This is a genomic window from Rhizobium sp. BK512 (assembly GCF_014194915.1).
Taxonomy (GTDB): Bacteria; Pseudomonadota; Alphaproteobacteria; order Rhizobiales; family Rhizobiaceae; genus Rhizobium.
Map to the genome: position 1 here is coordinate 509316 of NZ_JACIAS010000005.1, position 13950 is coordinate 523265.

14 protein-coding genes and 2 pseudogenes are annotated in these 13950 nt (G+C 59.7%); 6 read left to right on the top strand and 10 right to left on the bottom strand.

All coding sequences use genetic code 11. The features are described from left to right. Nucleotides 1-36: 36 nt before the first annotated feature. From FHX06_RS20315 to FHX06_RS20350, 8 genes and pseudogenes are all read right to left on the bottom strand, one after another. Nucleotides 37-691 (bottom strand): annotated as a pseudogene (locus FHX06_RS20315) (IS5 family transposase). Nucleotides 692-768: 77 nt separating this feature from the next. Then, complete coding sequence (locus tag FHX06_RS20320) at nt 769-2211, bottom strand: amidohydrolase family protein (RefSeq protein WP_183880634.1); 1443 nt, start codon at nt 2209-2211, stop codon at nt 769-771. 73 nt (nt 2212-2284) lie between these two features. Continuing rightward, a complete protein-coding gene (locus FHX06_RS20325; RefSeq protein ID WP_112542656.1) occupies nt 2285-2668 on the bottom strand; it encodes a hypothetical protein in 384 nt (127 codons plus the stop codon). Then, nucleotides 2665-3525: an extradiol ring-cleavage dioxygenase gene (locus FHX06_RS20330; RefSeq protein ID WP_112542657.1), complete on the bottom strand. Its 861-nt coding sequence runs from the start codon at nt 3523-3525 to the stop codon at nt 2665-2667. The genes FHX06_RS20325 and FHX06_RS20330 overlap by 4 nt, the downstream gene beginning before the upstream one ends. A 37-nt stretch (nt 3526-3562) precedes the next feature. Continuing rightward, nucleotides 3563-4753 (bottom strand): CaiB/BaiF CoA transferase family protein, encoded by a 1191-nt coding sequence (locus FHX06_RS20335; RefSeq protein ID WP_112542658.1) that lies wholly within the window; start codon nt 4751-4753, stop codon nt 3563-3565. A gap of 9 nt (nt 4754-4762) precedes the next feature. Next, nucleotides 4763-5575 carry a citryl-CoA lyase gene (locus FHX06_RS20340; protein ID WP_112542659.1) on the bottom strand — a complete coding sequence of 271 codons (813 nt, stop codon included), beginning with the start codon at nt 5573-5575 and terminating at the stop codon, nt 4763-4765. Nucleotides 5576-5602: 27 nt separating this feature from the next. Further along, a complete protein-coding gene (locus FHX06_RS20345; RefSeq protein ID WP_183880636.1) occupies nt 5603-6178 on the bottom strand; it encodes an NADPH-dependent FMN reductase in 576 nt (191 codons plus the stop codon). Between the two features lie 120 nt (nt 6179-6298). Continuing rightward, entirely contained in the window at nt 6299-7114 is an 816-nt protein-coding gene (locus tag FHX06_RS20350) for an IclR family transcriptional regulator C-terminal domain-containing protein (RefSeq protein WP_112970530.1), read from the bottom strand. 119 nt (nt 7115-7233) lie between these two features. Here FHX06_RS20350 and FHX06_RS20355 point away from each other — a divergent pair, with 119 nt between their 5' ends. The 5 genes from FHX06_RS20355 to FHX06_RS20375 are packed head-to-tail and all read left to right on the top strand — an operon-like array spanning nt 7234 to nt 11814. Continuing rightward, complete coding sequence (locus tag FHX06_RS20355) at nt 7234-8502, top strand: amino acid ABC transporter substrate-binding protein (RefSeq protein WP_113145385.1); 1269 nt, start codon at nt 7234-7236, stop codon at nt 8500-8502. A 46-nt stretch (nt 8503-8548) separates the two neighbouring features. Then, on the top strand, nt 8549-9430 hold the full coding sequence (locus FHX06_RS20360) for a branched-chain amino acid ABC transporter permease (RefSeq protein WP_183880638.1): 882 nt from the start codon (nt 8549-8551) through the stop codon (nt 9428-9430). Then, on the top strand, nt 9427-10377 hold the full coding sequence (locus FHX06_RS20365; protein WP_113015092.1) for a branched-chain amino acid ABC transporter permease: 951 nt from the start codon (nt 9427-9429) through the stop codon (nt 10375-10377). The genes FHX06_RS20360 and FHX06_RS20365 overlap by 4 nt, the downstream gene beginning before the upstream one ends. Further along, on the top strand, nt 10374-11087 hold the full coding sequence (locus FHX06_RS20370; RefSeq protein ID WP_183880640.1) for an ABC transporter ATP-binding protein: 714 nt from the start codon (nt 10374-10376) through the stop codon (nt 11085-11087). The genes FHX06_RS20365 and FHX06_RS20370 overlap by 4 nt, the downstream gene beginning before the upstream one ends. Then, nucleotides 11080-11814 (top strand): ABC transporter ATP-binding protein, encoded by a 735-nt coding sequence (locus FHX06_RS20375; protein WP_183880642.1) that lies wholly within the window; start codon nt 11080-11082, stop codon nt 11812-11814. Before FHX06_RS20370 ends, FHX06_RS20375 begins: the two co-directional genes overlap by 8 nt. Nucleotides 11815-11903: 89 nt before the next feature. Here FHX06_RS20375 and FHX06_RS20380 read toward each other — a convergent pair whose 3' ends face one another. Beyond that, a complete protein-coding gene (locus FHX06_RS20380; RefSeq protein ID WP_183880644.1) occupies nt 11904-12137 on the bottom strand; it encodes a BrnA antitoxin family protein in 234 nt (77 codons plus the stop codon). Nucleotides 12138-12535: 398 nt separating this feature from the next. Next, nucleotides 12536-12643, bottom strand: a pseudogene (locus tag FHX06_RS20385) (helix-turn-helix domain-containing protein); the annotation flags it as partial. Nucleotides 12644-13094: 451 nt separating this feature from the next. On the opposite strand from FHX06_RS20385, the gene FHX06_RS20390 reads away from it, so the two are divergent. Further along, nucleotides 13095-13733, top strand: coding sequence for a hypothetical protein (locus FHX06_RS20390; RefSeq protein ID WP_112542746.1), 639 nt, complete (start codon nt 13095-13097; stop codon nt 13731-13733). The last annotated feature ends 217 nt before the right edge of the window (nt 13734-13950 follow it).

Sequence of the window (13950 nt, forward strand, 5' to 3'; positions counted from 1 at the left end):
GAGGTTGGAAATCTCTAGGCCGTGGTGACAAATTAACTATTTGAGCCAAAGCATGATGCTTGCCAGCTTGATGAAGCCGAGGAAATTGGCTGCGAGTTTGTCATGGCGTGTGGCGAGGCGTCGCCATTGTTTGAGCTTGGCGAAGAAACTCTGAATGCCCCAGCACTGCTTGTAGGCGATGCGAGCACCTGTTTGGCTGGCAGTCCCCGAACGAGGTCGCAAGCCGGAGCCATGTGGTTCTGCTGTCCTGGGCCGAGATGGAAACGAACCGGCAGCCCGAGGGCATCCACTACGGCATGGATTTTGCTGCCAAATCCGCCACGGGAGCTGCCGAGAGCCTGGGCTTGCGCTCCCCCCTTTTGCGGCGTCCGCCAGCCGCTTGCGCCTGCGCTCGGATCACGGTGGCATCGATGGACAGCCATTCCATATCCGGATCGGCAGCCACCGCTTCGAATATCCGGTCGAAGACGCCTTGATCGATCCAGCGGTAGTAACGTCGTTTGACCGTTTGATACGGACCGAAGCGATCTTCGGGCAGGTCGCGCCAACGCGCACCGGAGCGGGCCAGCCACAAGATCGCATCGAAGAACCGCCGTCCGTCGCTGCGTGGACCCCGCCTGCCCTTGCGACCGCCAAGCACGAACAGCTTCAACCGCTCCCACTGATCATCCCGGACAACTTCACCTTCCATCGCTGACCTCCAAACTCAGCGTTGAATCTGATTTGCTCCTCAAACGGCATCCCAAATCATTAATTTGTCACCACAGCCTAGAACAGAGCCGCTGCGATCTCGGCCTTGTCGAGCAGATGGTCGCGGCTCGATTCCAGTTTCGCCCGGAGTGCCGTAATATCATGACCGAGAAGCTTGCCCTGCCATTTGCGGACCTTGCCTGCACATAGGACCGTCGAGACATTCGAGCGCTCCATCAGGGTCACCACGGCGCCAGGGACGTTGTTCAGCGGCGCAACGTTGATGGCGGTGGCGTCAAGAAGGATGATGTCAGCTTCTTTGCCGGGCGTCAGGCTACCCGTCTTATGGTCGAGCTTCAGTCCGCGCGCGCCTTCGACTGTCGCGAAGCGGATGACATCCATGGCCGACAGAAGTTTCGGATAATCTTCACCACGAAGAGCCTGATCATTTGCCAGCATACGCTGCAAAGTAATTGCCGAGCGCATCTGCGTGAACATGTCGGCAGTCATGGTGCATTCGACATCGGTCGACAGCGACGGCTGAAGTCCGAGATCGAGTGCCTGCTGCAGTGGCGGATTGCCATGGCGCATCTGCATCTCGATCGGCACCGACAGTGAAATATGTGAACCGGCATCGGCTGCACGCTTCCACGCCATGTCGCTCATGCCGGTCATATGAATGAAGATATTGTCGGGCCCGAACCGGCCAGCTTCAGCCAATTGGTCGAAGACCGGCCGCATGCCGAAAGTCCCGACGACATGCAGTGCAATCGGAATGCCGAGTTCACGCCCAAGCGTCCAGGCATCCTCGTAGAAAGGCAGGTAAATCTCGCCGCCCATGACCATCGTCAGTAACTGGTCGTCACTCGAAAAATGTTCGGCCTTGATGCGGCGCGCATCCCCTGGGTATTTTGATGCATCCCCCCAGCCTTCGAAATAGCCGAAGACGGCACGCCGCCCTGCGTCGCGCAGTGCCGCGATGGCGGCATCCGAATGATCAGGCGAATGATGGATCTGGCTGACATCCATTACAGTCGTCACGCCGGCATCGATCTGCGACAGGCCACCGAACAATTCGGAAATATAGACATCTTCGGGCCGGTAGAGGACGGAGAACTTTTGCAGGATCCATTCATAGTAATTTGCCGCACTCTCCGGCCGCCCGTCATTGATCAGGATCGCGTCGGCAAGCAGGCTTCGAAGTGCGGTCTCGAATTGATGGTGGTGGGTATCGATGAAGCCTGGCATGACCACCGTGCCCGACGCGTCGATGACAGCGGCTTCAGGCGCGTCGATCGCCTCGGCGATCTCGACGATCCGCGAACCACGGACCAAGACATCGCCTTTTCTAAAATTGCCGACCGCTGCATCCATCGAAAGGACCGCGCCCCCGCGAATGAGCGTCAAGCGATCGGCCTCGCCGATGCCGGCGGGCATGTCTGCCGATACGGCGCTTGCCCTGTTTGCGCCGCTCCCGAGTTCGGCCGGCGCGTGCGTCCGGTTACCACAGAACTTGCACATGGTTTTCCTCCACAATCCGATCCAGATACCTTCCTTCGCCCAGGGCGCCGAAAGGTCGTTCAAAACGAAATCTTCAGCGTGCAGCCGCCTGCCATAGCGCAACAGACGGATAATCCTTGCCTGTCCAGTGCTGCAGTTTCTCGGCAAATTCCCGCTGGAAAGACAGCGGACCGTTCTTTGTCATGTAATCCTCGTCGTAGATGGCGATGAAGATCGTCAACGACAGGAAGAAATGCGCGCCCATTTCGAAGAGCGTGACATAGTCGTGCTTGATCAGCGCTTCGCGCTCGGCATCCGTCAGGAAATTGACGGTGGAGATTTCCGCATCGTTGAGCTTCGGTCCGATCGATTGTTCCCAGCTGGCGACCAGCGAGCGCGGATCGTCCTTATATCGGCGCAGCAGGTCGGGATCGCGATCGACGGTGAAGAGGAACTTGTTCACATAATACTTGCTCATGCTGCAGCTCCCTCGGGATACCAGGTGAAATAGGCCTCCATGGTGTGGAAGAGATCGAGATTGTCGTGATAGGCGGTCGGGATCGGCCCGGCGATGCCCATCATCAGGATCAGGTCCATGAAGCCATGGGTGGCGTTGCCGCTTTTCGTCATGCTGTCATGCGTGACGTTTTCGAGGATCGCGTCGATATTGCCGGTCGACAGCCATTCGATCGCCTTGCGATCGAATTCCGGGTCGGGACCAGTTTCCTTGAACTGGCGCGGACCGCCAAGCTCCAGCGAAAGATGCCCGCTGCCGACGGCGGCGATACGCTGGTCCGAGGGATATTCGTCGATGATCTCTCGAATGGCGCGGCCAAGATCCCAGAAGCGTTTCGGCGAGGGCAGCGGCGGCACGAAGATATTGGTGTAGATCGGTACGACCGGCAGGTCGGCATCCGGCCGGGTGGTGATGATCGGGCAGATGATCGAATGATCGAGCTTCAGCTCATGGCTGAAGGCGAAGTCGAAGCCGCGGTCCATCAGACCCTGGTGCATGAAGTTCGACAGTTCCTCATGGCCCTCAAGCACATATTTCGGAATGCCGAATTCGCGCTCCTCATTGTAGAAGGTGGCGTCGTAGCGCGGTGCCTTTCCGATCAGGAAGGTCGGGTAGTTGTCGAGGAAGAACTGGTGGAAATGGTCGGCGCCGACCATGACCAGGATATCGGGCTGCGCACGAGTGAGCGTCTCGCGATAAGCCTCGATCTTGCGCTTCCATTCCGGCGCCTGCGGCATCTGCTGCTCGGGCGGTGCCGTCGTCGCCTTCAGGTAAAAGGGATGGTGGGTGGTCGCAAGGACCGCTGCCAGGGTTGCCATGTCTCTCCTCCAAATATCGCTTGTCCATTAAGCCGTTTTATTGCGCCGCTGCCACCGGTTCCATTTCGCGGTTCAGTTCCGGCCAGGCGCCGGGATTGCCTTTGAGCGCGGCGCGGATTTCCTCGCTGTGCTGGTCGACGATGGGCGCGGCCCGTACCGTCGTGGCGTGCTTGCCGTCGAAGGAAAAAGCCGGGCGCACTGTCTGCTCGGCGCCTTCGATGCGTCCTGCGACCGGAACGAACATGTTGAGATGCTGGGCCTGCGGATCGCCGACAACGTCAGGGATTGAGTTGATCGGCGCAAAGGGCACGTCGAAGCCGGAGAAACGCTCCACCCATTCGGCCCGCGTCCTCGTTGCGAAGATCGCATTCAGCTCGGCATTCAGCGCTTCATAATTGTCGATGCGTTTCAGGCGTTGCGAAAAGCGTTCGTCTTTGGCCAGTTCCTGCCCGCCGATCGCCTCCACCAGCGCATCCCAGAACTTGTCGAGCGAAGAGAGATGGAAGGCGAAGAGCTTTCCGTCCTTGCAGCGGACGATATAGGCCTGCGCGAGCCGCGGCCGATCGACGCCGCTCGGTTCTTCGCCGAGCGCGAAATAGCCCATGTAGGGTTCGACGGCAAAATGCATCATTGCCTCGATCATCGAAATGTCGATGCGCTTGCCCTTGCCGGTTCGGCCGCGCTCGACGAGGGCTGCGGAGATGCCGAGCGAGGCATAAATGCCGGTGATGGCGTCGGCGAGCGCCGGCCCTATGAAGCGCGGCTGCTCGGGATCGATGGAGACACTAAGGAACCCGCTAACGGCCTGGGCGACGGAATCATAGACCGGCCGCTGCGCGTATGGACCGTCGGGCCCGAAGCCGCTGATCGAGCAATAGATGAGTTTCGGATTGATCTTCGACAGCGTCTCGTAATCCGCGCCGATACGGGCGGCAGCGCCTGGGCGGAAGTTCTGGATATAAACATCCGCCTGGGCGATCAGCTGATAGAAGACTTCGCGATCTGCATCGCTTTTCAGATCCAGCCCGATCGCCCGCTTGTTGCGGTTATAGGCCTGGAAATGCGCGCTGTAGAAGCCGGTCTTGAAGCTGCGATAGGGGTCGCCGTTACCTGCGGATTCAATTTTGATCACGTCAGCGCCGAGATCGGCGAGCATCATGCCCGCGCAGGGCCCGGTGATGAACGTGCCCTGTTCGACGACACGGATTTGGTTCAAAGCAGTCAGCATTTCCGGATCCTAATTCTCGTTCGCAACGAAACCCTCGGGCGCGGGACCGTCATAGTCGATGGCGCCGGCGGCAGCGTGGGACATGATGAAGCCAATCGGACGGGTCTGCTCTTCGAGCAGGTGCCCGATAAGCCCGGCTGTTCGGGCCAGAAGCGGCACGCCCTTCAGCGCAAGAAGTGGATAACCGGCATCGAGCAGCACGCATGGGATGGCGCTCGATACGTTCATCACCAACGACTTACCGATGATATCGGGAATGAGTTTCTCGACCGTCTTGGCGATCTCGCAATGTATGCCGGCGAGGCCGAGATCCCGGGCGATCTCAAGCAGCCGCTCGGCGCGGGGATCATGCCCCTTGTGCAGCGGATGGCCATAGCCGGGCACCGGCTTCTTGTCTTCCCTGTAGCGCCGCAGCAGCTTTTCGGCCGCAGCCTCGGTGGAACTACCGTTTGCTTCGCTTTCCTGGCGCACGTCGCGAAAGAAGGCACCGGCCGATTCAGAAGCACCCAGGATCACCGAACCGCAGCCGAGAAGACCGGCGGCGACCGCTCCCTGAACGGCTTCCGGAGAGGCGGCGAGCGTCATTCGGGCCGCCTGCACGCTCGGGACGAGACCATGTTCGGCGATTGCCACAAGCGTTGCATCCAGCATGCGGCGCTGCTTTTCGTCCGGCAGCGAACCGGCCACGAGCAGCCAAGTATAGTCGGTGAAGGAAATGGAGCCCACAAGGTCTTTCACGAGGTCGTGGCCCCGGACGATGATCGTCTCCGGGTTCGAGGTGCAGATCGCCTGATAGGGCTGTGATTGCTTTCCGATTTTCATGCTGAAGTCCTTGGGTTGGTTCCCGTGTCAGGCGGCCGCGCTCTTCGCCGAAACGAAGCGGCTGACCCAGAGATCGAACTGATCCATGTAGAGCTGCAGGAAACGGCGGGTTTCCTCGTTCGTCACCTCGCCCTCAGGCGTGATGAGATCAGCGTAGAGATGAATGAAGGCCTCGGGCTGTCCCATGACGGCAATGTCGAGACAACCGAGAATGGCGCGCAGGTGCTGCTGGGCGGCGGCGGTTCCGATGCGCCCGTAAGAAGCGCCGGCGATTGCGCCCGGCTTGCCCGTCCAGACGCTGGAATCCCGGGGCCGCGAAGCCCAGTCGATGGCATTTTTCAGCATGGCCGAAATGGAGCGATTATGCTCGGGCGTCACGAACAGCAGCGCATCGGCGCGCTTGATCTGGCTCTTCAGCCGCTCAACCTGCGGCGGTGTGCCGGCATCCAGAACCTCCTGGTCGAAGATCGGCAGGTCGCGGATCGTTACCCAGTCGAACTCGACGTCGGGCTTGGCAAGCTTTGTCATCGCAAGGGCGAGCAGTCGGTTGAGGGAGGCAGCCCGTGCACTGCCGACAATAAGGGCGACTTTCAATCGCGTCATAAGCTCCTCCCGAGGCCCTATATTCGTCTAGCGAATTTATATTCGTATAATGAATTTCGAAAAAGGCAGGTGTCAAGCCCCGGCGTCGAGCCCTGTCAAAAAATACGGCTGGAGATTTGTTTAGCGCCCGGGTGCGGCGGTCGGCGCCAGCGAGTGAAGGAGCGCCGGGAAGCGGGTAAAAAGTTGCGAGAGCCGGTTGGCGGCCAGCCGCATTTCCGGCAGCCGTTGAGCGATCAATTCATCCGGTGTGAGCCGCGGCGTATAGCCAGAACTGTTGATGGAACAGACGATACGGCCGGTACTGTCCTTCACCGGCACCGCGATTGCCGTGATGCCGTAGTCGAGTTGGTCGACGGTGATCGAATAGCCTTTGTTGCGGGTCTCGACGAGAATATCGCGCAGTTCCGCTTCGTCGGTAATCGTATAGTCGGTGAGTTTGATCGGATTGTAAGCCTGAAAATAGCGCTCGATCTCGTCGTCCGGCAATGCTGCGAGCAAGACACGGCCCATCGACGTTGCATAGGCAGGGTAGGTGACACCGAGGCTTGCATTGCGACGTACGCCACGGCTTTCAGACAGATGGGCGATATAGAGAACATTCGTACCATCGAGGACTGCCATGTTGGCCGCATCGCCGAACTGCGTTGTGATGCGATGAAGTTCGGGGGTAACCGCCTCCTCGACATTGAAGGCGTTCAAATAAGCGGAGCCGAGCGTCAGAATACGCGGGGCCAGCAGGAAATGTTTGTTGTGGCGACGAATGAAACCGAGCGCCTCCAATGTCAGCACATTGCGGCGGACGGTGGCAATCGACATGCCGACCTTGCGCGACAGTTCCGCCAGCGTCATTTCCGGATCATGCCGATCGAAAGCTTCCAGAACGGACAGGCCCCTAGCCAGCGCCTCGACAAATTCGGGCGAATTGCTGTCGATCATCGGAATCCTCCTGCAGTTCCTATTTTCGTTCGCACACGGGATTGACAAGCGCAAGAGCTGCCGCCTATCGTTATGCGAATATTTATTCGTCTAGCGAATTTTCTTGGGAGGGAAAAACGATGAAGACAAGGCGTGAGTTTCATAAGCTCGTGGCCGCAACCGCAGCCGGGCTTGCGGCACCTGCCATTCTCGGAGGCAGAGCTTTCGCACAGGACAAGCCGATCCGCATCGGCGCCAGCGTTTCGCTGACGGGCCCGCTCGCCAGCACGAAGAACGGGCTGATCGGTTACGAGCTCTGGCGTGATGACGTCAATGCCGCCGGCGGTCTTCTCGGCCGCAAGGTCGAGCTCGTCACCTATGACGACCAGAGCAGCGCGGCCAATGTTCCGGCCATTTATTCCAAGCTCGTCGACGTCGATGCCTGTGACGTGCTTTTCTCGCCCTATGGAGCCAATCTCTCGGCGCCGGTTATGCCCTTCATCAAGCAGCGCGATCTCTTCATGATCGGTATGTTCGGGCTCGCCGGCAACGATGTCGCCCGCCACGACAAGTTCTTCCACAGCGGCCCCTGGGGACCGAATTCCGGCCGAGACTGGGCGCGCGGCTTCTTCGATCTCGCCAAGGGGCAGGGTGTAACGAAGATCGCCATCATCAATGCCGACCTGGAATTCTCAAAGAATGCCGCCAAGGGCGGCGCGGAAGTCGCCAAGGAATACGGCATCGATGTCGTCTTCAACCAGAGCTACCCGCCGAACACGACCGATTTCTCCTCGATCATCCGCAACATCAATGCCGCCGATCCGGAAGCGATCTTCATCGCCTCCTACCCGGCCGACAGCACGGCAATCATTCGCGGCGTCAAGGAAATTGGCATTTCCGACAAGGTGAAACTCTTTGGCGGCGCGATGATCGGTCCGCAATATGGCGCGCTCCTGAGTTCGCTCGGGCCGGAGCTCAACGGTATCGTCAACTCCCATACGTTTGTTCCTGAACCGACGATGCAGACCTCGGCGATCAAGAGCTTCTTCGACCGCTACACACCGATCGCCGTCAAGCAGGGCGTTGATCCTCTTGGCTTCTATATCCCGCCCTTCTACTATGTCGCGGGTCAGCTCGCCGAAGCGGCGATCAAGGGCTCGAACTCGGTCGATCCGGCAAAGATGGCCGAATATCTACATGCCAACGAGGTCGACACGATTGCCGGCAAGATTGGCTTCAACGAGATCGGCGACTGGAAGGAGCGGCGGGTGCTGATGGTGCAGCTACGCGGCATCAAGGGCAACGACCTGGAACAGTTCCGCAATCCCGGCCACCAGGTCATTCTCGATCCGCCTTCGCTGAAGACCGGCGATCTTGCCGGCCCCTACAATGCGGCGCGCGCCGGCTGATCTGTCAACCGATCCAGAGCCGGCTTAGGGCCGGCTCAAGGGCTCCATGATGTTTTCGATCGATATTCTGCTGAACGCCATCGTGACGGGCATTCTGCTGGGAAGCGTCTATGCAGCGCTTGCCCTCGGGCTCGGGATCACCTTCGGCATCCTTCACATCCCCAATATCGCCCATCCGACCCTGGTCGTGGCGGGCGCCTTCTTCGTCTATACCCTGTGCCAATGGGGGCTTGATCCAATCGTCGCAGCGCTGATCGGCCTGGTGCCGTTCTATCTTCTCGGCGTGGTGCTCTACATCTTCTATTCCCGAGTCTTCGAACGGCGGGGCAGCGCTAATGTGCTGCAGAGCCTGACATTGTTCTTTGGTCTGTCACTGGTGATCGAGATCCTGCTTTCGCTCGGCTTCGGCTCGGAGCTGAAATCGGTCAGTGCCTCCTATATCGGCTCCAGCCTGAAGCTCGGCCTTCTCACCATTCCATACCGGCTGCTGATCCCTGCACTTCTTGGCCCACTGATGATCGCGGCTCTCTCGCTCTATCTCGCTCGCACCAGTTCCGGGACCGCGATCCGAGCGGTCGCTCACGAAGAGCGGGCATTGTCGATCGCCGGCATCAATCCGGCCGCCGTCAAGCGGCATGCGTTCGGCATTGCGACAGCGACAGCCGTGATTGCCGGGGCGGCGCTTATCATGGTCGGGCCGATCGAACCTTTTGCCGGCCGCTACCAGATCGGCCGCGTCTTTGCGATCATCGTCCTCGCCGGTATGGGCTCGATTCCCGGCAGTCTGGTGATCGCGATCATTATCGGCATCGCCGAGGCACTGGTTGCTTCCTATCTCAATCCGTCCTGGGCTCCGGGCGCGGCATTCGCCATCCTTTTGCTCGGCCTTGCCGGACGCCCCCAAGGCCTGTTCGGAGGCGCACGATGAGCAAGAACTCCGTCCTCTTCCTCGCCGGAGCCTTCATAGTGCTGGCGGTCGGCTTCCTGATGCCGTGGCTTTTGAAGAACCCGTTCTATTTCTTCGTCGGTTACGTCGTGCTGCAATATGTGACGATCGCCACCGGCTGGAATATCCTTGGCGGCTACGCTGGCTACATCAACTTCGGAGCCGCCGGCTTTGTCGGCGCCGGCGTCTATCTCTCCGCTTTCCTGTTTACCACCTTCGGCCTGCCGCTCCCGGTTCTCATCGTCGCAGCAGCTGTGGTCGGCGCCATCCTCGGTGTGCTGATGGGATATCTGACGCTTCGCATCCAGGGCGTCTATTTCGCCATCGCCACACTCGGTCTCGTTGTCGTTCTGGAGACCCTCGTACACAATATCTCAGCGCTCGGAGGTGCAAGCGGTATGGCCGTCTACGGGCCGCGCCCACCGGCCTGGAGCCCCGGCCCATCGCAGTATAATTTCACCGTCATGCTGGTGATCGCGGTGGCGAGCGTCGCTCTTGCCCGCTTCGTCGAAATCTCCTGGATTGGCCGCGGTCTGCGCGCCGTGCGGGCGAGCGAAGACGCGGCGGAATGTTCCGGAGTTCCGACGCTGCGCCTCAAGCTGCTCGCCTGCGCCCTGAGCGGCGCCGTACTGGCTGCGGCCGGCGCTCCCTATCCCTTCTACACATCCTTCGTCGAGCCGGTCACTGCATTCAGCCTGATCATCGGGCTCAATGCCATCGCCATGCCGCTGATCGGCGGCACAAAGAGCTGGGCCGGACCGGTGCTTGGCGCACTGCTGCTTGCCTCCGTACAGCAGATCGCCACCGTCACCATTTCCTCCGAGCTCAACATCCTCTTCGTCGGACTGGTGCTGATCGCTTTCGTCGCCTTCGCGCCCGGCGGACTGTCCGGTGTCCTTGGCCGCAGACGGGAGCGAGCAGGGGCATGAGCGACATGGTTCTTTCCCTCAAGGGTGTCGAGAAAGTCTTCGGCGCATTCCGTGCGCTTGGTCCTGTTGACCTCGACGTCACTCCCGGCGAGCGGCTCGGCATCATCGGCCCCAACGGATCCGGCAAGACGACGCTGATCAACTGCATCACCGGCGTCTATCGTCCCGACAAGGGCTCGGTGCATTTTCAGGGCCAGGATATTTCCGATGTGGAAGCCCACAAACGTGCTCGGCTCGGCATTTCCCGCAGCTTCCAGATTCCGCGGCCCTTTACCGGCATGACGGTGCTGGAGAACCTGCTGGTGCCGCTCGACTATTGCCATGTCGAAGGCAGCAAGCCCGAGCGCGCCCACTCGGTGCTTGCAAGCGTCGGGCTCGCAAACAGGATATCCGACCCTTCCGAAAACCTGTCGCAGCTCGAATTGCGCAAGCTGGAACTCGCCCGCGCGCTCGTCGGCAATCCTAAGGTGCTGATTGCCGACGAGGCGATGGCGGGACTGTCCGAGGAGGAGATCGACGAGGTTCTGGCAATCCTCTTTGCACTCAACGAGACAGGCGTAGCGGTCATCATGATCGAGCACATCATGCATGCGGTGATGCGCTTTTCGCAGCGGATCGTCTGTTTCGAAACCGGCCGCCTCATCGCCTCGGGTACCTCGGCCGAAATCGCCGACAATCCGCTCGTCCAGAAGGTGTATTTCGGTGAATAGACTGATCATCGACAATCTGTCCGCCGGCTACGGCGCGGTGGCCGTGTTGCGCAACGTTTCGCTGGAACTCAACGAAAGCGAGATGGTGGCTTTGCTCGGCATGAACGGCAACGGCAAGAGCACTCTGCTCAACTGCGTTCTCGGCTTCGTGCAGGCAAGCGCCGGCCGCATCCTGCTGGAATGGGATGGCAGGACGACTGACCTCACCCGACTGCGCCCACATGAAATCGTCCGCCTCGGTCTGTCGATTGTGCCGGAAGGACGACGGCTGGTGCCCAACATTTCGGTGGAAGACAATCTCAAGCTTGCGGGTAGCAATCCCCTCGTCATTGCCCGCATGAAAGACAATCTCGCCTATTGTTTCGAGACCTTCCCGCTTCTCCTGGAACGCCGCAAGCAGATTGCATCCACGATGAGCGGCGGTCAGCAGCAATTGCTGGCAATCGCCCGTTCGCTGATGACGTCGCCGAAGATCATCATCATCGACGAGCCTTCGGTCGGTCTCGCACCGATCGTCGTGCGTGACGTGCTGAACGCCATCATGCAACTGCGCGAAAAGAGCAACATGACCATCCTGATGGCCGAGCAAAGCTTCCTGCAAGCAATCGACATATCATCGCGCGCCTACGTGCTGGCGCATGGCAGCATCCACCAGGAGTTTAAGCGGTCGCAGGGAGAATTTGCTCATGCGGAGATACGCCGTGCCATGTTGGGGACGGCACATTAAGACAGCGTTTGGGGCCGCCAGTCGTAAAGCGGCCTGAAGCCGCGAAGGATCAGCTTCGCCATTGCCCAAGTCGGTTGTCCGGGCAGTGGCTAGCGTGTCGCCTCCATTGTCTTTCGAAGGGCCGCGTTGATGCGTTCCTGCCAGCCCGGTCCGTCTTCCTGGAAGAATGCCAGCACATCCCCGTCGATCTTGATCGAGACGGTCTCGGTCGCGACTGGAATTGCGGGTCGCTCGACAGGTGGTGCCGTTGTCTTCTTGGCTGGTTTGAACAGGGCTTCGGCGGCATCGAGTGGATTGACCGGTTTGCGTGGGTTCGTCGCCATTGATCGTTCCTTCAGTCGGGGAGTGAAGAGGGGAGATTAGGTGATGGTCTGGTGTCGGTGGCTTGGCTGCGCTCGGACCCGTTCGCGAACCCGTTGCATTCCATCAATTGCGGATTTACTCCCCGAGCGGATCGAGATGTCCGGGCGGACTCTTGCTCGCGCAGAACTGTCAGTAAACGGCGCCGCATTTCTCGTGCCTCGATGGCGCCGTCGACCCAGAGTTCGACGAGGAGCGTATATTGCGGATCAGCGTCGAGCGCAAAGCCGTGTGCCTTCCATCGTGCGACGACACGCTCCGCAATCTCTTTTCTTCGGTGCATTACACCTCGCGTGACTTCTCGAAACCGAGCGTCGTTCAAATTGCCATAGCAGTGCGGCAAGTAAGCGAACAGGTGAAAATGCCGTCCGAGCTTCTCGGCAATGATCTCGATACCTAGGCCAGCCATTCGCCAGCGGGCGATCTTGCGTCGTTCATCCAGATCGATATGCGAATGGGTACGAGCCATTGCGTCTTCCTTGCGAGTGACAACCCACTGGTTCGAAGGTCGCACTTCATCATTGAACCCACCCGCCATGCATTAAAGATCGCGTAATCTATCTTATGGAACCGAGGTGCGCCGGCGCTCCCATTATGGGACACAGGACAATTTTGCTCGCGCTCATCGTCATCGACGTCCACTGCCAGCGACCGCCTGGGCATCCGAAGCTATCCGGCGTTGATCCGCGTAAGATCGAGGGCCTTGTCATGACCGGCGACTGAAGGGCTTGTTTTTCGACTGTGACCGCCGGTGGAGCCCATATCGGCCGAGAGAGAGCGGCCGACGTCAGGTCGCAACAATGATGGCGGTCCAATCGGTTCGTTCGGGACAGACGACAGGGTTCCCTCCTCGCTCGTCAAACGTTAGAAAGGCCGGAGTTCGATTGACGCTCGACCCTGCCCTTCCCATTTGCTGCAGTATGCCCAGAACAAAGACGAAAACCAAAGAAAGCGACGATCCCGAGCTGATCAGAGAATGGTCACTGCCGGTGGCTGCAACGCTTGGATCCGCTGTTCGGGTCAAGGGAATCCTTCAGGAAATCCGTTCCCGACTGCCGACCGCTGTCAGAAAATCGCTCGACATGCAGACCGGGGCACTGACCCTCACCATGCCCGAGACTGCCAGGGCGGCGTTCCGCGCGACCGCGTCGGTCATCTCCGAATCGCTGGCGGACATTTCGAACCTTCCGATCATCCCTCGCGAGATCGAGGATATCCTGACGATTACAGCTTCTGAAAGGAAACGTTGGCTGGAGGACGGCCGTCTGCCGAGCGCTGGAACGCGAACCGTCAGATTGCAGGGGCGAGCAAGAAAAATCACTTTCCATGTATTTGATCCCCGGGTGGTCGAAGACCTGCTCGACCGCGCCGCCGTGGACGAATGGCGAGAGGAAGAAGCTGCCGCAAGAGCAGAAAACCGCAGGCGCGCTGCACACCAGGCGAAACTGACGCGTTCTCGGAAAAAGAAGAAGACGCAGCGCACCGAAGCCAACATTGACAAGGCAGCGACAGAATTGAGCGGTTGGGACGACTTCGACAGCGACGGCCTGCTGCGTTAAAGGTGACCAATCAGCGAGAACTGAACTCATTTGAGCCACGCTCGCGGCCTCAGCTCATTGAGCGTCGTCGACCAGGTGCACGACAAATGCAGCCACAACAGCTCAACGCAGCCCGAAGGAATGCCGGAACCAGCTGCCAGTGCCGAGGCGAAGGAGCGCTCCCCCGCAAAGGGGCTGATCTGCAAGCTCTTCGAAAGTGCTCTGCCTCTTGCACGCC